Here is a 22,062-nt window from a genome sequence, read left to right on the forward strand (position 1 = left end):
TGCGAGCCTGGGCCCGGATCGCGCTTAGCCCTTATTGGACGTGCAGGTGGTGCCAAGATTGTCGCACAGTGTGTTCCACGCATCGGTGACGTAGAAGCCCACGCCTACGATGATGGCGATCGTGGCAGCTGTAATGAGCCCGATCAGTATCGAGTATTCGACCATGGCAGCGCCGTCTTCATCGTCGCGGAACTGCCGGGCCATCGTCATGAACTTCTTCATGGCAATTTCTCCCCATTGAGTTGCAACCCGACGAGCCGAGCAAGAGATGAAATCCATACCCAAGCATCCCCCGTCGACGCCAAGATTAGAAGGAGCTTATTTAAGCTGTCAAACGATTTAACGAAACCTTAACCAATTACTACTTGTTTTGACGCAAAATTGCCGCATTGCCATTCGCACAAACCCATGATTACCCAGCGTTTATTCGAGCGTTAACCATACGACCTTGCCGGCAATCCAATTAATGCTAAATTAGCTAGTTCGCATAAGCAGTTATATGTTATTTTAAGATGATGAAATTTCTCTGTTTTTGTCATTTCATAAATCCGCACATGGAACGCGACCATTTCCACGGCCTGCCGGAAGTATGTCATTGTTGGAATTTGTAGTTGATATGCGTTGACTATTTTTAACTATAATCAAGTAATGATCATCCAGCTCGCTTTACACGCTTGCGCAACCCTTGGTTAGCAAATAGTTTACGGGTTGCTAATGGATGGGGTGGGGGATAGGCCGAGGGGCAGGGTGCAGGCCCCGGGGCATCGGATCTGAAGCTGTACGGCTTCGGCGCCACGGGGCGCGGCGGCATCCGCGCGATCTCCTCCGCATCCGCAGGAACGCAGGTGCAGGCGAGCTGCCAGCGGGCAGGGCCTCGCAAAAGGGGGAGTGGGGCAGATCATGCTGGGCCGCTTTACCGGTACATCCAGGCCGAAACTCGTGGGCACTTCCGCGGTTCCTCAGGCGCAACCGGCCGAGGTCGTTGCCGCGCCCGGCACTGAGGAAGCCGTCGTCTCCCAGGCCGACGCGATGCTGGCGCTGAAAGTCGACATCCATCGTCATTTGATCGAACGCTTCAATCTGGCGACGCTCGAAACCGCCTCCAAAGACGAGATCCTGCACGAGATCCTGCCGCTGGTGCGCGAATTCGTGCGCAGCCGCGCCGTGCCGCTCAATGCGCGCGAGCTCGACCAGCTGACCAGCGACACCGCCGACGAGATGCTGGGGCTCGGGCCGATCGAACCGCTGCTCAAGGACGATTCCATCGCCGACATCCTGATCAACACGCACCGGCGCGTCTTCATCGAGCGGCGCGGCGTGCTCGAGGAGACGCCGATCCGCTTCCGCGACGAGGCGCATCTGATGCGCATCATCAACAAGATCGTCTCGGCCATCGGCCGCCGCGTCGACGAATCCTATCCGATGGTCGACGCCCGCCTCGAGGACGGCTCGCGCGTCAACGTCGCGGTCCGGCCGATCACCGTCGACGGGCCGCTGGTGTCGATCCGCAAATTCTCCAAGAAACCCTATTCGCTGGAGCGGCTGGTCGAGTTCAACTCGATCCGGCAGCCGATGATCGACCTGCTGCGCATTGCCGTGCAGGCGCGCAAGTCGATTTTGGTGTCGGGCGGCACCGGCAGCGGCAAGACCACGCTGCTCAACGCGCTGTCGAGCTACATCTCGCACCGAGAGCGGCTGCTGACCATCGAGGACGCGGCCGAACTGCAGTTGCAGCAGCCGCATGTCGGCCGGCTCGAAACCCGGCCGCCCAATATCGAGGGCAAGGGCGAGGTGCGCCAGCGCGAGTTGGTCAAGAATGCGCTGCGCATGCGCCCCGACCGCATCATCGTCGGCGAGGTGCGCGGCGAGGAAGCCTTCGACATGCTGCAGGCGATGAACACCGGCCATGAAGGCTCGATGACGACCATCCACGCCAATACGCCGCGCGATGCGCTGTCCAGGCTCGAGCAGATGGTCGGCATGGCCGGCATGCCCATGACGATCGAGTCGATCCGCGCCCAGATCGCCTCGGCCATCGACATCATCGTCCAGACCCAGCGCCTGGCCGACGGCGGCCGCCGGGTCATCTCGATATCGGAGATCACCGGCATGGAAGGCAGCGTCATCCAGCTCCAGGAGATTTACCACTTCGTCCGTCGTGACGTGGGCGAGGACGGCAAGATCGTCGGCGAGTTCCGCGCCACCGGCATCCGCCCGCGCTTTGCCCAGGAGGCGGCGGTGCTCGGCCACCACTTCGCCAAGGACGCCTTCAACCCGCAGGTGGCGCTCTGATGCTGACCGGACAGACCCTTCTCTACATCGTCTATGTGCTGGCCGCCGCGTCCGCCATCCTCGCCGCCGAGTCGCTCTATCTGTCATTCGCCGCGCGCCGCGCCAAGGCCGGAGCGATCAATCGCCGCCTCAAGCGCCTGGGCGAGGATGCACCGGCCGAGCAGGCCCTGCGCAGCCTGCTGCGCGAACGCGGCCTGACCGACAGCGGCGACTTTGCCTATGGCCTGGTGGCGCTCAACCGGCTCTACACCCAGTCCGGCGTCACCGGCAGCCCGATTGCCTTTGCCACGACCTTCCTTCTGGCGGGCGTCGTGGTGGCGCTGGTGCTGGTCGTGCTGTTTGCCGCCCACCTGTGGGTCGGCGCTCTCGCCCTGCTGGTGGTCGGCTTCGGCCTGCCGCTGCTGGTGCTGCGCCGCGCCCGCAACAAGCGTGTCGCCAAATTCGCCAGGCAATTGCCCGATGCGCTCGACATGATCGTGCGTTCGCTACGGGCGGGGCATCCCACCACCGTCGCCATCGCCATGGTGGCGCGCGAGATGCCCGACCCCATCGGCACTGAATTCGGCATCGTCGCCGACGAAATCACCTTCGGCCTGAGCCTCGAACAGGCGGTGAAGAAACTGTCGCAGCGCGTCGGCTTCGAGGGGCTGCACCTGCTTTCGGTGTCGCTGTCGATCCAGGCAAGAACCGGCGGCAATTTGACCGAGATCCTCGGCAATTTGTCGAGCGTGCTGCGCGAACGCCAGAAGCTGCGCCTCAAGATCCGCGCGCTTTCGGCCGAGGGCCGGGTGTCGGCATGGATGATCTCGCTGTTCCCTCTGGTGATGTTCGGAATCCTGCTGCTGGTCTCGCCGAGCTACTACGGCGCGATCTGGGGCAACCCGCTGATCATGCCTGTGTTCACAATCTTCGGCGCCTGGGCTCTGCTTGGTGACTACATCATGTATCGCATGGTCAATTTCGACTTCTAGGGAGGCGGGCGATGGACTTTCTGGCTTCCTTCCAGGACTCAGGGCTGCTGCTTTCGACAGCGGTGTTCCTCGCCGCCGCCTCGCTGTTCCTGTTCGCCGCCCTGGTCATCATGCCGGTGATGCAGACCCGCCGCATGGTGACGCAAAGCCTGCTTTCCGACGGCATAGACAGCAGGCGCTCGCTGGCGGCGCAGGACCAGATCACCAAGATCTCGGCGCAGCGCCCGGTCGACGCCTATTTCAAGGCCGCCGAGCGCGAGCGCGGCCAGCCCGACGCGCTCGAGGCGAAGCTCTTCCGCGCCGGCTTCCACCAGGCCAGCGCGCCGCTCATCTACACGCTCTGCCGCATCGGCTTCGTGCTGGTCGGCTTCCTTGCCGCCTATCTCGGCCTGTCGGCCATCCTGCCGCAGCATTTGCCGGGCTTCGTGGCCTTTGCCGGAGCGGCCGTCTTCGGCCTTGCCTGCATGGTCATTCCCAGCATTGCGCTCGACCGTTTTGAGAAGGCGCAGCAGCAGCGCTACCGGCGCGGCTTCCCCGACTTCATGGACATGATGATCACCTGCGCCGATGCCGGCATGAGCCTCGAGGCGGCGGTCGAGCGGGTCAGTGGCGAGCTCGCCGGAACTCACAAATGGCTCGGCATCCAGCTTTCGATCATGAACCTGCAGATGCGCGCCGGCAAACCGCTGCGCGAGGCGCTGCGTGACCTCTCCGACCGCATGGGGCTCGACGAGGCGCGCTCGCTCGCCGTGCTGTTCCGCCAGTCGGAGGAACTCGGCACCAGCCTGACCGAGGCGCTCAGGGTCTACAGCGACGAGATGCGTTCGCAGCGCATCCTGCGCGCCGAGGAGCGCGCTAACGCCTTACCCGTGAAGATGGTGATCCCGCTGGGGCTGTGCATCTTCCCGACCGTCCTGATGATCATCATGCTGCCGATCATCATTCGCATGAAGGGCGTTTTCTTCTGAGCCGGCAGCGGCAACGGAATTGGCACGAGGGGTGCCGGGAGACGTGTGAATGACCAGGCTTATGCGCATTGCCTTCGCCCTGTGCCTCGCAGGATCACTTGCCGCTTGCCAGACCAGCGAGACCGACGGCACGATCCGTAGCAACGAGCCCACGCCCACGGAGTTCACCGCCTTCGGCGACACCTTCAAGGGGCTTCAGACCATTGCAAACGTCGACTTCTACGCCTCTGACCAGGCCATGGCCGAGGCCAAGAACCAGTTCCGCTCGGCGAACTACGGCAACGCTGGCGCGATGTTCTACAAGGCGGTGCAACTGGCGCCCAACGACGGCGTCGCCTGGCTCGGCCTTGCCGCATCCAGCGACCGCATCCACCGCTTCGACCTGTCCGACAAGGCCTACAAGCACGCGTTGCGGCTGCTCGGGCCGACGCTCGAATATCAGAACAACTACGGCTACTCGCAGCTGTTGCGCGGCAATCTTCAGGAGGCGAGGGCGAGTTTCCTGAAGGCCTATGACATCGCGCCGAACGACCCGACGGTCAAGAACAACCTCGAGCTGCTGTCCTCCAGCTACAAGAACATCGAGCGCTGAGATGCTGGTGTTCGCCGCAATGGTGATGAAGCTGCTGGCGCTGCCGCTGCTCGTGCGCATCGCCTGGGGTGACTTCACCACCCAGAGGATCGCCAACAGCAATGTGCTGCTGCTGCTTTGCCTAGGCGCCGCCTCGCTGCTTCTCGCTGCGCTTGCCGAAAACTCCTGGTGGAACCTCACCCTCAGCGCGGTGGCCGGGGCGGTGCTGTTTCTCTTGCTTTTTCCGTTCTGGCTGCTGCGCAGGGTCGGCGCCGGCGACGTCAAGCTGATGGCCGTGGCCCCGCTGGTCGCCGGCGGCAACGACCTGCTGGTCTTCGCACTTGCGCTGCTGGTGTTCGCCCTGCTCACGGCCGCGGTGGTGAAGAACCCGATGCTGCTGCCGTCGCCGGCCTTCCGCGCGTATGTCGAGCATCTCGACCGGCAGCGCGTCGTCCCCTTCGGCGTGCCGATCGCAGCGGCACTGTTCCTGACTATTGTGCTGCAAGTTGCTGCGAAGCTCGCAAGCTTCTGAGAAGCATACGCTTTTTAAGGTCTCTATCATTTTAGCCATTTGCGCAACGCTTCCTGAATGTCAGCGTGCTCTAATCTGCTGCAAATTCCTGATGAGGAACGGTTTCCTGATAGGGGACAGGCGATGCGGAAGTTTTTCAAGTCGGAAGGCGGAAATTTCGCAGTCATCACCGCGTTGGCCATGGTGCCGATCATGGCGGGTGTTGCTGGGGCTATCGACTTCGTCAGCATCAACAACAAGGGCGAGAAGCTGCAGAATTCGCTTGATACGGCCGGGCTGGCGATTGGCACGAAATACTATTCAGGCATGACCAAGGAGGAATTGACCAAGCTTGGCCGGGACTTCTTCGATGCCAACCTCCTGTACGACCGCCCGCAGGCCTCCGATCTCATCTACAATGATCAGGTTGCCGATTTCGCCGCATCGGCGACGTCATCGGGCGAAAACAGCCATATTGAAGTCAAGTCGACAATCGAACAGCAGGGCATGATCGGCGGCGCGATCACGTGGCGCACCGCACGCCGATCGGTGGTGCAGGTGGCGCCGGGCGCGCCGGCCTGTCTGCTGGCGCTCGATCCACATGCCTCGAGCGCCGTCAAGCTGCAGGGCTCGACCGAGGTGGAGCTTAAAGGCTGCGTCATCGCAGCCAATTCCGACGCAAGCGACTCGATCTCGCGCGGCGGCTCGGCCAAGGTGACCGCCGAATGCGTGAACACGGTCGGGGGCACCTCCGGACTGACCGGTTCCAGCACCAAACTCAAATGCGGCGCGGCGCGCGAACGCCAGTATGCTTCCATCGACCCGCTGGCGAATGTCGTCCCGCCCGCCTTCACCGGCTGCAAGAGCATCCCGGGTGGCAAGACCGTCACTCTGTCTCCCGGCACCTATTGCAACAAAAGCATTTCAGGGGACACGACGCTCGAGCCAGGGACCTACATCCTGCGTGGCGGCGAGCTCAAGCTCAACGGCGGCAATTTCACCGGAACCGGTGTCACGATTTTCCTGATGGAGGGGGCGAAGGTCACCTCGAATGGTAACGCGGTGATCAACCTTACGCCGCCGACCAGTGGGCCTTATGCCGGTATCACGATCTACCAGGAGAAGGCCAATACCAACGAGGTCAAGATCAACGGCGGCTCTGGCTCGAACGTAACTGGCTTCATCTATGCCCCTGGCGCACATGTCTTCTATGCCGGCAATTCGGTCATGACGGGCGCTGGCCAGTGCATTCGCGTAGTCGGCAAGACGATCGAGATGACCGGCAATTCGTCGGTTGCCTCGGACTGCGACGCCGAGCTTGGCGGCAGGAAGCTGTATGCCGGCCGCATCATCTCGCTGGTCCGGTGATGGAGCAGGGCGGGAGGCTGAATATTGTCGTTCAGCCTGCAACTCTCAATAGCTGGCGTGCTTTTCGCCGTTTCCTAATCTGAAGCGGGCTTGATTCGAAATCTGTACGAGAGAGGGAGAAATTCCTGTGGTCACGAGCAGAAAAGTCCTCATTGGCGCAGCCTCAGCGCTCGCCATCAGCGCGCTGCCCGTAAAGTTCGATACAGCCTCCAATTCGGGATTTGCCAAGGCGTCGGCCTATGCCAAGAGCGAAAAAGGCGGCGGTAATGACAAAGGCGGAGGAAGCGACCGAGGCAACGGCGGTGACCGCGGCAATGGCAAGGGCGGCGGGTCTTCGAACGGCAAGTCGGCTTCGGCACCGAGCAAAGGCCAATCTGGCGGCGGCGTCCAGACCGCATCTACCGGCGGATTTATGAAATCGCTCTTCGGCGGCGGGCAGTCGAAGAAGACTGCCGCTCAGGATACGAAGCATGCGACGCCGAAGAATGCCAAGGCCAAACAAAACCCCAATGCACGCGCACCTCACGTGCTACCGGCATCCATAGCGATACCGGTTGCCAAGCCCGCCAAGGAAAAAAACCTGCATGCGCGGCTCGCCGGGCTCAATTCGCTCAACCGCAATTACCACGCCTATCTGAACTCGCAGTCACCTAGGATGGCGCTAGTCAGGGAATATGTACTGAACTCCGCCAAAGCCGAACTTGCAACTGAGGCGGCCGCGGCAGCGACCGAAAAGGCGGCGCAGTCTCAGGCCGCACTTGATGCGGCGCTGGCGGGAATCGTGACCTACGACGGTAGCGCGTTGATGGACGGCACCCAGACTGCACTTGCTGACCGCAAGGCGGCACTTGAGGCGCTGGTGCCCGCCGATGAGGCCGAAGCTGCAGCCATCCAGAAGGAGCTGGACGGACTGAATGCAGCGATCGCCGCGACGAACGATCTGGTCGCAGTCGAACAGGAACTGGCTGACGCGCAGGCTGCCGCAGAAGTAGCAGGCGAGGGCACCAGCGAAGACGACCTCAAGGAGGCCCTGCTTGCCGCAGCCAACCCCAACCGCGTCGCCGAATATGGCGACGACTATCTCAACGATGAGGTCATGGACTGGGCCAAAAGCGTACTCGGCGTCGGCGACGCCCAAGGCAAGATCGATGAGGTCAAGGGCACGTTGCAACAGCGGTCCGCAGCCGCAGCCCCCGCGCAGCCTGAGCCTGTGCTTGAACCGGAGCCTCAACCGACCATCGCACTGGTACCCGTCAAATAAATCACAGTGCAGGCCCTTTAGGGAGAGCCGGACGGACGGACAAATGCTCGACCGCTGCCCGGAACGCTTGTGGATGCCGGGTTAGGTTCTCGGCGATCACCTCGACCCAGACGCCGGCCTGGCGCCGACGTGCGATCTTGCGCCGCTCATCCAGATCGATCTGCGAGTAGGTGCGTTTCATCTGCGCTTCCTTGCGTGCGATAAGCCATTGGTATGGCTGCAAAGTCGCACTTCAAGGTAGAACCCACCCGCGCTACACGGGTTTGTCGCATAAGATAGATTATGGAACTAGCAACAATGATGGGGTGCGTGCGGTAGTGTCAGCCGTACCGGGTCCGACGCGCGAAGAATTCGCGATTCCGCAGACGCCTCTATCAATCAATGCGACTGTATCGCTTGATCTTCGGCCTGTATCACACTGAAAGATATGGAATTTCGATAGCCAATCCATCATAGGCCGGCGCGACATGCGGCGGCGTCTCGGCCATGACGGCCTCGTAGTCCAGCGGCACGTGCATATGCGTCAGCACGGCACGGGTGGGCTTCAGACGGTCGATCCACTGGAGCGCTTCGGGTAGCGACAGATGGCTGACATGTGGTCGGTATTGTAGTGCATCGACGACCAGTAGCTCCAGCCCGGTCATCCGTGTAGCTGTCGCTTCAGGGAAATCGCTGACGTCGGAGCAGTAGGCGATCGGCCCAACGCGGAAGCCGAGCGAGATGATGTCGCCATGGATCTGCGGCAGCGGCAAAAAGGTGAGGGTACCGCCCTCTCCCGTCACCGCAAACGGTTGGTCGTGATCGATCAGGTGCGGCCGGACAATGGGCGGATATGAGCTTCCCGGAGGTGTTTCGATGCAATAGCCAAACGACTGCGTGAGGCGCTCAAGCGTCGGTTCATCGGCGAAAATATCGATCAGGCTGCCGCGCGAGAGCACATAGCCCCTGAGGTCGTCGATACCGTGAATGTGGTCGGCATGCGGATGGGTATAGACCACGGCGTCGATGTGCTGGACGCCGACGGCGAGCATCTGGCTGCGAAAGTCGGGCCCGGTATCGATGATGACACGCGTCGTGCCTGTATCCGAGATACGCTCGACCATTGCCGCGGCGCGGGTGCGCCGGTTCTTTGGATTGCTGGGATCGCAAGCACCCCAGTCGCCGGTAATGCGCGGCGTGCCCGGCGACGAGCCGCAGCCCAGGATGGTGAGACGCAGAATGTCCGCCATCGCTCAGGCCGGCTTCGGCATCTTGGTGAACAGGCGAAAGAAATTGGCCGTCGTGATCTCGGCGATCTCTGCCGTACTGACCCCGATTGTTTCGGCCAGCACGGCTGCCGTGTTGGCGACGAAAGCCGGCTCGTTGCGTTTGCCACGGTGCGGGATCGGCGCGAGATATGGCGCATCCGTCTCGACCAGCAACCGGTCGCGCGGCACTTGCTTGGCTATTTCACGCAGTTCGGCCGAATTCTTGAAGGTCACGATGCCGGAGAACGACACGTAGCCGCCAAGCTCGACGCCAATACGGGCAAGTTCTGCACCTGAGGAAAAGCAGTGCAGGATGAACGGGAAAGCACCCTTCCCCGTTTCTTCTCTGAGGATCGCCGCCATGTCGTCGTCGGCGCTGCGCGCGTGGATCACCAGCGGCAGTCCGGTCTCGCGAGCTGCTGCGATGTGGTTGCGCAGGCCCTTGGCCTGCGCGTCACGCGGCGCCTTGTCGTAGAAATAGTCGAGCCCCGCCTCGCCGATGGCCACCACCTTGGGGTGCGCTGCGAGGCGCACGAGATCGGAGACGGTTACGTCCAGTTCTTCGTGGGCGTTGTGCGGATGGGTTCCGACCGAGCAATAGACTTCGGCGAATTCCTCAGCAATCTCAAGTATTTCTGGAAATTTCTTCACCCGTGTCGAGATGGTGACCATACGCTCGACGCCGGCCGCCTTGGCGCGCGCGACGATTGCCGCGCGCTCCTCGGCGAAGTCGGGAAAGTCGAGATGGCAGTGACTGTCGACCAGCATCGTCTTGAGGCCTCAGCTTTCCGCCGCCTGTTCGACATAGCGAGGGAACACCGGCTGTGGTGCGGGCAGTGGCGCCCCCGGAACCAGCGCATGGGCTTCGTCGACATGGATGAAGTCGCGATCACTGACGGCCAGCAGGTCGAGCAGCTTCGATGCCGAGCCCGGGATGAAGGGCTGGCACAGGATGCCGACACGCCGGATGACCTCGGCGGTCGTCCACAGCACTGTCTCCATGCGCGCCGGATCGGTCTTTTTGAGCGCCCACGGTTCCTGTGCTGCGAAATAGCGGTTGGCTTCGGCGACCACGGCAAAGATCGCGGCAAGGGCGTGATGGATCCCCTGCTCTGCCATCGCCTTCCGCGCGGTCTCCAGTGCGGCGGCCGCCTGGTCGAGGATCGCCTTGTCGGCTTCGGTCAGCGTTCCGCGCTGCGGAACTGCGCCACCGCAGTTCTTGGCGATCATCGACAGCGAGCGCTGCGCCAGATTGCCGAGATCGTTGGCGAGGTCGGCATTGGTGCGATTGACGATCGCCTCGTGGCTATAGCTGCCGTCCTGGCCGAACGGGACTTCGCGCAGGAAGAAGTAGCGCACCTGGTCGACGCCGTAGTGCTCGACCATCGTCGAGGGATCGACGACGTTGCCAAGCGACTTCGACATCTTCTCGCCGCGGTTGAACAGGAAGCCGTGGCCGAACACGCGCTTGGGCAGTTCGATGCCTGCTGACATCAGGAAGGCCGGCCAGTAGACGGCATGGAAACGCACGATGTCCTTGCCGATGACGTGGACATTGGCCGGCCAGTACTTCCAGCTTTCGGCACTGGTGTCAGGATAGCCGGCGGCGGTGATGTAGTTGGTCAACGCGTCGACCCAGACATACATCACGTGCTTTTCGTCGCCCGGAACAGGTACACCCCAGTCGAAGGTCGTGCGCGAGATCGACAGGTCCTTCAGCCCCGAGCGAACGAAGCTCATGACCTCGTTGCGGCGCTCGTTGGGGCCGATGAAATCCGGCTGGCTTTCATAGAGCGCGAGCAGCTTGTCCTGATAGGCCGACAGGCGGAAGAAATAGCTCTCCTCCTCGACCCATTCGACCGGCGTTCCCTGCGGCCCGTAGCGGATATTGTCGGGACGGACCTCGGTCTCTTCCTCGCCGTAGTAGGCTTCGTCGCGCACCGAGTACCAGCCGGCGTAGCTGCTCTTGTAGATGTCGCCCTTCTCCGCCATCGCCTTCCAGATCGCCTGTGAGGCAGCGTAATGACGATCTTCGGTCGTGCGGATAAAATCATCGTTCGACGCATTCAGAAGCGTCGTCATCTTCTTGAATTCGTTGGAATTTCTGTCAGCAAGCTCGCGTGCAGAGATACCTTCCCTGGTGGCCGTCTGCAGCATCTTGATGCCATGCTCGTCCGTGCCAGTCAGGAAGAATACGTCCTTGCCGTCATGGCGCTGGAAACGGGCAAGCGCGTCCGTGGCAATCAGCTCATAGGCGTGGCCGATATGCGGCTTGCCGTTCGGATAGGAAATCGCGGTCGTGATGTAGAATTTTTCGCGGGACATGGAGTGGCCATCGTCAATGTCGGAATGGAAAGGGTGGCGGTCAGATAACGCATCGGGACGGCGATTGCCACCCGGCACGAACGAGCGTCACATTCGCATTGCGGCATTCAGGCGGTCGACCATAGTCAATACGTGCTGTTTGCGATCGAGATTGTAGGTTTCGGTCTCAGATATAGCGTTTTGTGCATCGTGCCAAGCATCCGACAGCGCCTTCGCACGCGAAAGCTCGGAGTTGCGCGCAGCCTCCGTCGCCGTGTCGGAAAGCAGGTCCAGCACGCGGCGGTTGAAGATCTCGAACTGGATGGCGCTGTCCCTGCCGGCCACCGCATCGGCCAGCTTGTGTGTCGCGGCAATGTCCGTGCGACCCGAAAAAACTATCTTGTCGAGCGCATCGGCAATCTCCAGCCCGCCATATTGCGTGAGCAGGATCGCGGCGCGGGCACTGCCCCCTGCCCGCTCGACTAGCGCTGATCGCGCATCGGGCTCTTCAGGTGCAGGTTGCCCGGCACTATCGAGGGCTGCGAGAATTTCTTGGCGATCCAGCGGCGTCAGCCGGATCGTCTGGCAGCGCGAGCGGATCGTAGGTAGCAGGCTGCCTGGCGCATGAACGATGAGGACGAACAGCGTGCGCGCCGGCGGCTCCTCGAGGTTCTTCAGTAGCGCGTTGGCCGCATTGACATTCATGTCGTCGGCTGGATCGACGATCACGACACGGTAGCTGCCGTCATGCGAGGTCATCGACAGGAAGCGTGACACCTTGCGGATCTCGTCGACGGTGACGACGGTCTTGAACCCCTTTGTCTTGTCGTTCTGCGGGCGGGTAAGGTGCAGCACCCCTGGATGAGCGCCCGTCGCAACCTGCCGAAACACAGCGGATAGCGGATCAGGGCCCGCCAGCGTTTCGGGCGCGGTTCGGTGATCAGGGTATCTGAGCAGGTGATGGGCAAGGTGAAACGCCAGCGTCCCCTTGCCGATGCCGACCGGCCCGGCAAGGATCAGCGCATGCGGCAGCTTGCCGGCTCGGTACGCGCCGGCAAGCATAGCCTTGGCCTGCTCGTGGCCGAACAGGTGGGGATTCTCAGCAGGCTCCGGCACGCCCTCGAGCGTGTCGTGCTGCTCAGGTGCGAGGCGTTCGAACATCAGGCGTCGACCCTCCCCCGACTGCCGGCCGAGGCGCGCGCCTCAAGCGCTGCGAAAACCGCCGCAGTGATGGCGGCTTCGACCGCCTCGGGCGATTGGGCGGCATCGATGACCACGCAGCGTTCCGGCTCGTTTGCGGCGATGGCCAGGAAGGCCTCGCGCCGCTTTTCATGCACTTCAAGCGTCTCCTTCTCGAAGCGGTCGGCAATGCCCTCGCCTCGCCGTGCCGTCGCACGCTTGAGCCCTTCGGCTGGATCGAGGTCAAGGATCAGCGTCAGGTCCGGCATCATGCCGTTGATGGCGACGCGCTCGACTGCCGCCATGAAATCGGGATCGAGATTGCCGGTGATGCCCTGGTATACCCGGGAAGAATCGAGAAAGCGGTCGCACAGCACGACAGCGCCGCGCTCGACGGCCGGCCGGATCACCTGCTCGACATGATCGGAGCGCGCCGCGGCAAACAGCAGTGCCTCCATCTCCGGACCAAAAGGCTCGGCAGCGCCCGACAGCAGCACGTGCCGCACGGCTTCAGCGCCAGGCGAACCACCCGGCTCGCGGCTTACGATGATGTCGTAACGCTTGTCGCGCAGCTTGGCGGCGAGGCGCTCGATCTGCGTCGACTTGCCCGCGCCCTCCCCGCCTTCGAATGTGATGAAGAAGCCGCGCGCCACTCCGATGCCTTTCTGCCCGCCGCGTCGTTGGACCTCATATAGAGACCGCACGGTCTCACGGCATATGTATGTGCTGAAGCTCTATCTTCGAGAGCCGCAAAGGTCCACCGGTCTATCGCATCTATCGCAGCCAGCCGACTGCAAGTTCCTTGACGGCATCGAAGGCACGGCTCTGCAGCGAACCGACGCCGATCGATTCGGCCGCGAATAGTGGCGTTTGCTGGCTCAGCGTGTCGCCAATCCACACTTTCAGCGTGCCGATCGGGGTGCCTTTTTCGACCGGGGCCGTCACCGGGCCGTCATAGACGACACGGGCGACCAGCCGCTCGCGGTTGGTGATCGGCAGGAAGATAGATACCGGTTTCTGGGCCACCAGCGGTACATGCGATTTAGTGCCGCCGAAGACCTGCGCCTCGCCGACCGTCTCGTCAGCCGCGAATATCTCGGTTTTCTCGAAGGCGCGCATGCCCCAGTCGAGCAGCTTGCGGGCCTCCTCGGAGCGCTCGCGGTCGCTCGCCATGCCGCCCATGGCGGCGAAGAGCCGCCTGCCGTCGCGGTTGATCGAGCCGACGATGGAAAAACCCTCGCCCTCGGTGAAGCCGGTGACCATGCCGTCGGCACCGAAATCCATCGCAATCAGCGGGTTGCGGTTGCGTTGCAGGATCTTGTTCCAGGTGAATTCCGGCAGTCCGTAATATTTGTAGAAGTCCGGATACTCGCGCCAGATATGCAGCCCAAGTTCGGCGAGTTCGCGAACGGTGGTGACCTGGCCTTCGGCCGGCATTCCGGTCGAGTTCTTGAATATCGATTTTGCCATGCCGATCTCGCGGGCGCGGTCGGTCATCTGCAGCGCGAAATTGGCTTCCGAACCGGCCATGCCTTCGGCCAGCACGATGCAGCCGTCATTGGCGAGTTGCACGGTCACACCCTGGATCAGGTCCTCGATCCTGATCTGCGACTTGACCGCCGCGAACATGGTCGAGCCGCGCGAGGCCGCACCACCGGTGCGCCAGGCGTTTTCACTGACGGCAAACGTGTCGTCGAGCTTGTAGCGCCCCGCCTTGATGGCGTTGAACACCACTTCCATCGTCATCAGCTTGGCAAGCGACGCCGGCGCGATGAGCTTGTCGGGATCCTTGGAAAACAGCACGGTGCCGGTCTCGGCATCGATCATGTAGGCTTGGGCAGCCTTGGTCTCGAAAAGTTGCGCTTGAGCCTGAGCGGCAAAGGCCAACATTGCGAGCAGGCCAGCCAGAAGCGTCAGCGGCGCGTGTAATCTGGAAAACATGGAAGATACTGCCCCCTGCGCTTTTCCGGTCGAGCGCTGTAAACTTAACAGGCTTCAAATACTGGGATCAACCGTGGCCGGGCAGATAGCCACAGTTCACGCGCCTATAGCCCGGATCAGTCGTGCACGGCAAAGGCGTCCGGCGCACCATGCGACCACGCCGCCTTGAGCACGACATCAAGCGAGAGGCCGCCGTTCGGATAGACATCAACCGAATACCAGGTCTTGCCCTCGAAATCGGCTTGTTCGACCGAGGTGCGACCATAGGCAGCGAGCGCCTTGGCGACGCGCCTGGCTTCGTCGCGGTCGTCGAAGGTGCCGGCGGCGACATAGGCCTCGGACGCCTGCTGGGCGCGCGGACCCGGGTTCAGGCGCTTCCATGAATCGACGATGTCGCTTGATGTCATGGCCTTGCCTTCAAGTGCATCGAAGGCTTTTGCGGCTCCCGAAACGGGCTCGCTGGCATAGGACATGGTCGCAAGCGCCATCCGCATCTGCGGAACGGGCATCATGCCATCAGGACGCTGAGGCGCGATCGGGCCGAATTCGGGAAGCACGACGTCGCTGATGCCTTGTCCTTGCGCTGCCATCACCGGCTCTCCGAACTGCGCGGCTTGCGCGGCAAGCGTGTCGACCGGCGCGCTGTTGGCGAGCGCCACCGCTGTCGGCACAGGTGCGACATCTGGCATGGCTACCGGGAAGGCAGCCGCCTGCCCGACACCGACGCTCGGCGACGGACCGTTCATGGCAATCATCACACCTTCGGGCAGGCCAATATTGGTGGGGTCGCCCATGCCCTTGCCCGGACGATACGACGCGAGCAGGTACTGATCGTCCTGACCGTCGAGGGGCGCCCTGCCGACATATTCGACCTTCACGTCGGCGGTGCCGCTATGGGCGTAGTCGAGCATTTCGGCCGCACGCCTGGACAGGTCGATCACACGCCCGTCCGAATAGGGACCGCGGTCGTTGACACGCACGATCACCGAACTGCCGTTCTTGGTGTTGGTAACCCGCGCATAGCTCGGCAGCGGCATCGTCGGATGCGCGGCCGTCAGGTGGGTCATGTCATAGATCTCGCCATTGGCGGTCAAGCGGCCGTGGAACGCATCGCCATACCATGAGGCGCCGCCGGTTGCGGCGTAGCGCTTGTCTTCCTTGGGATAGTACCACTTGCCGCGCACCTTGTAGGGCTTGCCGGTCTGGTCGCGACCGCCGCCTCGCGGCAGATTGGACATCTGGGAAGTGACGCGCGGGCTGGCCTTCACGCCATACTCGGATTCGGCGAAATATTCTTTCGGGCGCTTCTTGCCGGCCGTCTCCGTGGGCTTTGCGGCACATCCGGCAATGACAGCGGCAGCAGCAGCGACGACGGTGACCGTTGCTGCGCGACCGAGACGCGTCCGCATCGAATGCTGCATTGTCCCGATGCCCCCTGCCAGTACTACTTTGCCGCCGACGATCGAATCAGAGTGAATTGACGTCATTGGTGTAAAAACAATTTCCGCACACGTTCCCCGTCCCCTTGTGCGCAGGAAATGCTTGCCAGCGTATTAATCGACTTTGGTCTGAAACGGGCGGGAATGTGGCACAAAAGTGGCAAGCGCCTGGTGCGCCCTGCGCACAGGCGCACGCGGAGGCGTACCATGACAAACTTGGCAGCCTGCAGCGATCCCAGATGGAACAACTCGACGCGGCTCACCGACGAGCGCTGAATGCACGCCAAGAAGGTATTGGCCAGCAGCCCTTCCTGCCTGGCGCATAACCCTGTAGATCGATATCGATTTAGAGTAAGGATTATGCGCAGATTCAAAGTGATAGAGCGTCCTTTGCGCGTCTGAATGGACGCGCTGTGCTCCAGGAGGCATGGCTTAGTGGACGCCGGCATCTCCAAGCATCCGCCAATATCAACTTACATTAAAAAAGTCGCAGTTGGGCGATATTGCTTCACGATGTGCCGCAGGATAAGTCTTGTCCGGGGGGCGCGCAAATTATGAGAAACAATTCATTCGATTTCATGCGCTTCGTTGCTGCTGTCGCCGTTTTGGTCAGCCATCACAAATCGCTGAGTGGAGCGACCGCACCTGCGATGCCGATCTTCCGGGACAGCCTTGGCGGCGTTGCCGTCTGCGTATTTTTCGCAATGAGCGGCTTTCTAATCTATCAGAGCCTGGAACGGTCGGCCCGATGGAACGAGTTCTTTGCGGCTCGCTTGGCGCGACTGATGCCGAACCTCGCATTTGCGTTGGTTCTCACATCGCTGGTGATGATGCTCTGGTTCAGAAACTTTGACCAGTTGGCTGCGCATGTCGGATACGTCAAAAACAACCTGCTGATGTTCTTTCGTGGCGTGCAGTTCACTATACCAGGCGTCCTTGAAGGGCGCCCGCAGCCGGGACCGAACGGGTCGCTGTGGACATTGCCCTATGAATTCTGGCTGTATGTCGCGCTCTTTGCGATCTTCCTGCTGACGCCGCGCTTGCGCCTCGCCGGGGTGGCTTTAGCCTTCGTCGCCGCCGGAGCACTGTGGATGCTGGCCACTCCTGGCGAGCACGTGCGAGTAGCTAGTATGGCGTTTGGCGCGATCGCACTCGGCAAGCTCGGTAGCTACTTTTTTGCAGGGGCCCTGCTTGCCTCTCTATGGCCGCTGATATCGCATCGGCTATCCATCGTTGCAGTGGTGGCGTTGGCGGGCGCAGGACTTTCAATTTTCGTATTCCCTGCGGCAAATCCGGCCCTTGCCTTGACATTCTCCATGCTGGTCATCGCCCTTAGCCTGACACGATGGGCCGCCCCATTCGGCAAGTATGGTGACGCATCCTATGGGGTCTACATTTTTGCCTTCCCGGTGCAGCAACTGACGCTGCTGGCCATTGACGGGTTTTACGCTTCGATGGCGGCCGCGCTGGTGATCACGATCGCACTTGGCTACATGACATGGCATTTGTTCGAAGAGCGATGCGTGCTAAACCGACACGCTCTGGCTCGGCTGCTGGCGATGCCATTCAGACGCCATGACCCTGATCTGATACGAGGCTCCCAGCGCGGGCAGCCCCAGACGTAGCGCCCCTGCTATTTCTTCCTGCCACTTTTGTGATGTCTTGTCGCGAGGTCTGCTCTTGTGCTTGGGCGCCTGCGATTTTCTGAAGTGCAATCTTCACTGCACTGCACGCCGGAACCTCTTGCCCGCTCAATGTTGTGCGCATCATGGACTGCATCGCATTGTGTGCGATTTCAGGAGATAAATGCTCTCGGCCAGCGAGCATCCGAAGGTCGCCAGCGAGCGCCTCGACCAATCGAGGATTGGCATCCCCCTCGATCTCCACTCGCACGTCATGCCTGGAATGCAGGCAGATGCCGCACAGCAGGTTGACGCCGCGTTGCAGGCAGCTATAAGCGCAAGTCGGAAAACCAAATAGTTGCCAAGTGTGCAGCAAAGGCCGATGCTGAGAATGTTCTCACAGGCTGAAAGCTCAACAAAGTTAGCTAGTTGGAGGGATGGCCGAGTGGTTTAAGGCAACGGTCTTGAAAACCGTCGAGGGCGCAAGTTCTCCGTGGGTTCGAATCCCACTCCCTCCGCCAACAGCCCCTGCCCCAACATTCTCTGAGACGAACTGAGCACGCATTAATCTCGCAGGGCAGCGGGTTTTGCGACTCAAGCTGTCAACCGCGCCGTCCGCGATTCCAGCTGGGCTGCCGTTCTCTTGCCCCGTATTCTCCAAAGCTGTGAACCTCGCATTTCTGGTTCACAGGTTTTGAGCCTCGCAATTTCAATAACTTACCGGTTGTTCGATTCTACGAAGTTGGCAGATCTTTCGCTCGACGAACGCACCTGAAGTCTAACTGGTATGCTTGGAAGCGACCGGTTGCTGCCATTCGTGCCGCATCCTGGTGAAGTCGCGAATGGGTGGAATGTTGCCATTCGTCGAGCAGCTAGCGCCAGGAGCCGCCCTCGTCAGAGCGATCTATAAATGCCGTGTTCGGGGCCGATACCGGACTGTCCGGTTTCAGGAGCCGCCCAGGTGATACCTGCCATTCGGCATACGACCTCATTACAGTCGCTCGTAGGGAGGCCATGCCGCTGAAAGCAGAGCTTGCGTGTGGCGATTTTCGTGGGTCATACCTGTCGCAGAAAGCAAGCGCGGAGCTTTCTTCGAAGCGAGTGCCGACCATAATCGATTTCGATGCGCTTTACTCGACACCGCAAGTTGAGGCCATCGAACGGTTCATCATCAAGCACTATCCGCTCGCACGGCCGCTCTCCTGCCGAATGCTCCAACGTGGGCTGAATGATGTTTATCTTGTCGTAACAGCAACTGGAGAACGTTATGTCTTCAGACTTTCCCATCGGCGTGCGCGCGGCGCAGCCGATGTTGGAACTGAAACGGCCTTCGGCGGTTCGAACTCATGCCGGAAAATACCGCCGAAAATGTTAAGGCGACGCTCCCCCCTTGCAACAAAACCCGTCAGCCGCTCAAACCGCAATCTGCGAGGATCATCTCCGACGCCTTCTCCGCGATCATGATGACCGGCGAATTGGTGTTGCCCGAGACGATCGACGGCATGATCGACGCATCGACGACGCGCAGGCCGGACAGGCCGTGGACCCTGAGACGCGTGTCGACCACTGACAAGGGATCCGAGCCCATCTTGCAGGTGCCGACGGGGTGGAAGATCGTGGTTGCGATGTTGCCGACCTTGCGCAGCACGTCGGCATCGCTCGCGACTGCCGGTCCGGGCAGTATCTCCTCCGGCGCAAAGCGCTTGATGGCCGCGGTCGACATCAGCTTACGCACGTGGCGGATCGAAGCGATGGCGACGTCGCGGTCGCCGTCGGTCGACAGATAGTTCGGACGGATCGCGGCCGCCGCGCGTGGATCGGCTGACACAGCATGCACCGTGCCCCGGCTTTCCGGCCTCAAATTGCACACCGAAACGGTGACCGCCGGAAAGCGGTGCAGCGGTTCACCGAGCTTGTCGGTGCTGAGCGGCTGGACGTGGTATTCAAGGTCGGGCGTCTCGAGCCGCGGATCGCTGCGGGCGAAGATGCCGAGTTGGCTGGGTGCCATCGACAGCGGGCCGGAGCGCTTGAGCGCATATTCGATGCCCATCGCCGCGCGGCTGAACAGATTGTGGTAGCGCTGGTTCAGCGTCGCGGCATTGCTCACCTTGAAGACGGTGCGGATCTGCAGATGATCCTGCAGCCCCTCGCCCACACCGTCGAGCCGGTGCGCTACATCGATGCCAAGGCCCGAAACCACATCAGGCCGGCCGATACCCGACAGCTCCAGGATCTTCGGCGAATTGATCGCACCGGCGGCAAGGATAGTCTCCCCGGCCTTCGCCTCAAACAGCTTGCCATCGAGGCTGAAGACGACACCGCACACCTGCCGCCCGTCGATCACCAGCCGCTCGGTCTCGGCGCCGGTGATAACGCGCAAATTGGGCCGGTTGAGGATTGGCCTGAGGAACCCTTTCGAGGTGTTCCAGCGCACGCCCTTCTTTTGGTTCACTTCGAAATAACCGGAGCCTTCATTGGTGCCCTGGTTGAAGTCATCGGTGCGGGGGACGCCGATCTCCTCGGCGGCATCGCGGAAGGCGTCGAGGATCGGCCAGGACAGGCGCTGGCGTTCGACCCGCCACTCGCCGCCTTTGCCATGTCCGGATGACGCCGCGCCATTCCGCACGGATGCCGCAGCGATCATCGAGCCAAGTTCGGAGGTGGTTCCGTGCTGAACCTCCTTTCCGTGGCAATGGAAAGATGCTCTGCCTGTCCGAACGTGCTGTCAAGAACGAGAATTCCGTGACAGCTTGCCGGAGATGGGTTCGAATAGATACGTGAAACCGAGCCGGCCGATCTCCGACTTGAGAGAGGCTACAACGTCCTTTAGGCTAGGTAGCATCATCACACTCTGCTGCTCGGGCGCCTTCACCGCCACGAAGCGCATGGTCCGGCTCACCGCCCCGGAAATGGCCGCGGCATCAGCCGCGTCGTTCTTCTGCGGCTTCAAGTAGGGCTTCACCTACTGCGCCCGACGAGGCATCGGGGCAGATTCTCGAAGAACCCAAGCACGCGCCCGCGAGTCAGCTTGCCTGACTCTGAGCAGACATTCTTGAACGCGCACATGTCAAAGCAAGCGCCTTGTCGCGGCTTCAAGAGGTCGTCTGCTACAAATTGGTGGACGCGCCAAATCATGTCATCTGAATGGCCGCGTGTCGCGGGCTTGCAGGAGCGTGCCGCCCAGAGCGATCGCCGCCATGCTCGCCAGAAGCACGGCTGCGTCCAGGAAAAGCCCCTCATAACCAGCGGTCATGATCACCGGTGTGCTGAGCAGCGGCGAGATGAATTGGCCGGTGAACACCGAGGCCGTCAGTACGCCGCCGGCTACCCCCCGGCGATGCGGTGGCGCAAGAGCGAGTGTCAGCGCAACAAATGTCGGCGAAACCGCCGCATAACCCGCACCGATCAGAGCAGCGCCAGCCAAGGTGAGCAAAGGCGCCGCTGACGATGTCACCAGCAGCAGGAAACCGGACGCCATGGCGGCATACCCGATTGCATAGACACCAGCGTAGCCGATAGCCCGCTGTATCCGGGAGTAGGCCAACGCCACGCTGCCGCCACTCAGCATCAGCACGCTGAGCGTCATGCCCGTCATGGCGGCACTGCTATAGCCCTTGGCATCGAGGAAGAACGGTAACTGCGTCGGCATGATGAAGAAGAACATGTTCGTTGCCGACTGCAGGACGACCAGACCAAGAAATGGCAGACGCCATTTCCGCTGCTCCTCCGATCCGGACGTATAGGCAACGTGGCCGACTGAAAGCGTCCGCCGCGGCTCCACGATCACCGTCCATGCAATCGGCAGCACCAGCAGGGCCAACCCGTAAACACCGAAGACCCATCGTGGCGATACCGCCGCGACCAAGCCCGCCAGCAGTATGAAAACCAGGCCGCCAAAGTTTCGCGCCGAGATCTGCAATCCGGTCAGCGCACTCCGGGCCTCACCAGCGAAATAATCGCCGACCAGCGCCGTCTGCGCGGTCATGATAAACGCGACGGCGATCCCCAGTACAATGCGACTCAGGAAGATCGTGGGCAAGTTGGGAAGGTACAACCCGGCGCTGCCTGCGATCACAAAAAGCATGATGCCGGCAAGTAGCAGAACGCGTCGCCCGATCCGGTCCACGGCAAGCCCCACCAATGGAGCTAGGAGCGCAATGCTCAACGAAGGGGCCGTGACCAGGAGCCGCGTCAGCAATGCCGAATGGGGATCGTCTGCGAACAGTTGTTGCAATCCGGGGAGCGCGGGGCTGATCGTCGCGTTTGCCATCACCGTTAGCGTTGCCGCCATCAACAGCGCGACTGCGCGGCTATCCCGCCAGATCGCCATTTCAGTCGTTCTTGATATGCTCTCCATCTTATTTCCCTTGCCGCAATTGCCGTCGCAA

Annotated in this window: 18 protein-coding genes, 1 tRNA gene and 3 pseudogenes; 10 read left to right on the forward strand and 12 right to left on the reverse strand. The window is 61.5% G+C overall.

The window, feature by feature from the left end:
- Window positions 1–24 precede the first annotated feature (24 nt).
- The gene (locus ABSY17_RS13740; RefSeq protein ID WP_378951592.1) at window positions 25–222 is read right to left on the reverse strand and encodes a Flp family type IVb pilin; all 198 of its coding nucleotides are present in this window, start codon (window positions 220–222) and stop codon (window positions 25–27) included.
- Between the two features lie 678 nt (window positions 223–900).
- Here ABSY17_RS13740 and ABSY17_RS13745 point away from each other — a divergent pair.
- From ABSY17_RS13745 to ABSY17_RS13775, 7 genes are all read left to right on the forward strand, one after another.
- Entirely contained in the window at window positions 901–2,292 is a 1,392-nt protein-coding gene (locus ABSY17_RS13745) for a CpaF family protein (RefSeq protein ID WP_378951595.1), read from the forward strand.
- On the forward strand, window positions 2,292–3,263 hold the full coding sequence (locus ABSY17_RS13750) for a type II secretion system F family protein (RefSeq protein ID WP_378951598.1): 972 nt from the start codon (window positions 2,292–2,294) through the stop codon (window positions 3,261–3,263). The genes ABSY17_RS13745 and ABSY17_RS13750 overlap by 1 nt, the downstream gene beginning before the upstream one ends.
- A gap of 11 nt (window positions 3,264–3,274) precedes the next feature.
- A complete protein-coding gene (locus ABSY17_RS13755) occupies window positions 3,275–4,231 on the forward strand; it encodes a type II secretion system F family protein (RefSeq protein WP_378951601.1) in 957 nt (318 codons plus the stop codon).
- Window positions 4,232–4,280: 49 nt separating this feature from the next.
- Window positions 4,281–4,823, forward strand: coding sequence for a hypothetical protein (locus tag ABSY17_RS13760; RefSeq protein ID WP_378951604.1), 543 nt, complete (start codon window positions 4,281–4,283; stop codon window positions 4,821–4,823).
- Between the two features lies 1 nt (window position 4,824).
- Window positions 4,825–5,334, forward strand: coding sequence for a prepilin peptidase (locus tag ABSY17_RS13765; protein ID WP_378951607.1), 510 nt, complete (start codon window positions 4,825–4,827; stop codon window positions 5,332–5,334).
- A 123-nt stretch (window positions 5,335–5,457) separates the two neighbouring features.
- The gene (locus tag ABSY17_RS13770) at window positions 5,458–6,681 is read left to right on the forward strand and encodes a TadE/TadG family type IV pilus assembly protein (protein WP_378951610.1); all 1,224 of its coding nucleotides are present in this window, start codon (window positions 5,458–5,460) and stop codon (window positions 6,679–6,681) included.
- A gap of 127 nt (window positions 6,682–6,808) precedes the next feature.
- On the forward strand, window positions 6,809–7,942 hold the full coding sequence (locus ABSY17_RS13775; RefSeq protein WP_378951613.1) for a hypothetical protein: 1,134 nt from the start codon (window positions 6,809–6,811) through the stop codon (window positions 7,940–7,942).
- A gap of 73 nt (window positions 7,943–8,015) precedes the next feature.
- On the opposite strand, the pseudogene ABSY17_RS13780 reads toward ABSY17_RS13775, so the two are convergent.
- The 8 genes and pseudogenes from ABSY17_RS13780 to ABSY17_RS13815 form a co-directional block, all read right to left on the reverse strand.
- Window positions 8,016–8,123 (reverse strand): annotated as a pseudogene (locus ABSY17_RS13780) (IS30 family transposase); the annotation flags it as partial.
- 232 nt (window positions 8,124–8,355) lie between these two features.
- Entirely contained in the window at window positions 8,356–9,171 is an 816-nt protein-coding gene (locus ABSY17_RS13785) for an MBL fold metallo-hydrolase (protein WP_378951616.1), read from the reverse strand.
- Between the two features lie 3 nt (window positions 9,172–9,174).
- Window positions 9,175–9,957, reverse strand: coding sequence for a TatD family hydrolase (locus ABSY17_RS13790; RefSeq protein WP_378951619.1), 783 nt, complete (start codon window positions 9,955–9,957; stop codon window positions 9,175–9,177).
- A 12-nt stretch (window positions 9,958–9,969) separates the two neighbouring features.
- Window positions 9,970–11,514, reverse strand: a complete 1,545-nt coding sequence (gene metG / locus ABSY17_RS13795; RefSeq protein WP_378951622.1) for a methionine--tRNA ligase — start codon at window positions 11,512–11,514, stop codon at window positions 9,970–9,972.
- Between the two features lie 87 nt (window positions 11,515–11,601).
- Entirely contained in the window at window positions 11,602–12,657 is a 1,056-nt protein-coding gene (locus ABSY17_RS13800) for a DNA polymerase III subunit delta' (protein WP_378952664.1), read from the reverse strand.
- Window positions 12,654–13,325, reverse strand: coding sequence for a dTMP kinase (tmk, locus tag ABSY17_RS13805; RefSeq protein WP_378951625.1), 672 nt, complete (start codon window positions 13,323–13,325; stop codon window positions 12,654–12,656). The genes ABSY17_RS13800 and tmk overlap by 4 nt, the downstream gene beginning before the upstream one ends.
- A gap of 121 nt (window positions 13,326–13,446) precedes the next feature.
- Entirely contained in the window at window positions 13,447–14,562 is a 1,116-nt protein-coding gene (locus tag ABSY17_RS13810; RefSeq protein ID WP_378952667.1) for a D-alanyl-D-alanine carboxypeptidase family protein, read from the reverse strand.
- A gap of 167 nt (window positions 14,563–14,729) precedes the next feature.
- Window positions 14,730–16,034 (reverse strand): septal ring lytic transglycosylase RlpA family protein, encoded by a 1,305-nt coding sequence (locus ABSY17_RS13815; protein WP_378951628.1) that lies wholly within the window; start codon window positions 16,032–16,034, stop codon window positions 14,730–14,732.
- Window positions 16,035–16,606: 572 nt separating this feature from the next.
- Here ABSY17_RS13815 and ABSY17_RS13820 point away from each other — a divergent pair.
- The 3 genes and pseudogenes from ABSY17_RS13820 to ABSY17_RS13830 all read left to right on the forward strand — a co-directional run.
- Window positions 16,607–17,677, forward strand: a complete 1,071-nt coding sequence (locus tag ABSY17_RS13820) for an acyltransferase family protein (protein WP_378951631.1) — start codon at window positions 16,607–16,609, stop codon at window positions 17,675–17,677.
- 428 nt (window positions 17,678–18,105) lie between these two features.
- A tRNA-Ser gene (locus tag ABSY17_RS13825) sits at window positions 18,106–18,195 on the forward strand.
- 589 nt (window positions 18,196–18,784) lie between these two features.
- Window positions 18,785–19,006, forward strand: a pseudogene (locus ABSY17_RS13830) (kinase); the annotation flags it as partial.
- 73 nt (window positions 19,007–19,079) lie between these two features.
- On the opposite strand, the pseudogene ABSY17_RS13835 reads toward ABSY17_RS13830, so the two are convergent.
- The 3 genes and pseudogenes from ABSY17_RS13835 to ABSY17_RS13845 form a co-directional block, all read right to left on the reverse strand.
- Window positions 19,080–20,282: pseudogene (locus ABSY17_RS13835) on the reverse strand (GMC family oxidoreductase); the annotation flags it as partial.
- Window positions 20,283–20,399: 117 nt separating this feature from the next.
- Window positions 20,400–20,624: a hypothetical protein gene (locus ABSY17_RS13840; RefSeq protein WP_378953038.1), complete on the reverse strand. Its 225-nt coding sequence runs from the start codon at window positions 20,622–20,624 to the stop codon at window positions 20,400–20,402.
- Window positions 20,625–20,810: 186 nt separating this feature from the next.
- Complete coding sequence (locus tag ABSY17_RS13845) at window positions 20,811–22,004, reverse strand: MFS transporter (RefSeq protein WP_378951634.1); 1,194 nt, start codon at window positions 22,002–22,004, stop codon at window positions 20,811–20,813.
- Window positions 22,005–22,062: the final 58 nt, after the last annotated feature.

This window comes from Mesorhizobium sp. ANAO-SY3R2, assembly GCF_042466635.1.
In the GTDB taxonomy this organism is placed as follows: domain Bacteria; phylum Pseudomonadota; class Alphaproteobacteria; order Rhizobiales; family Rhizobiaceae; genus Aminobacter.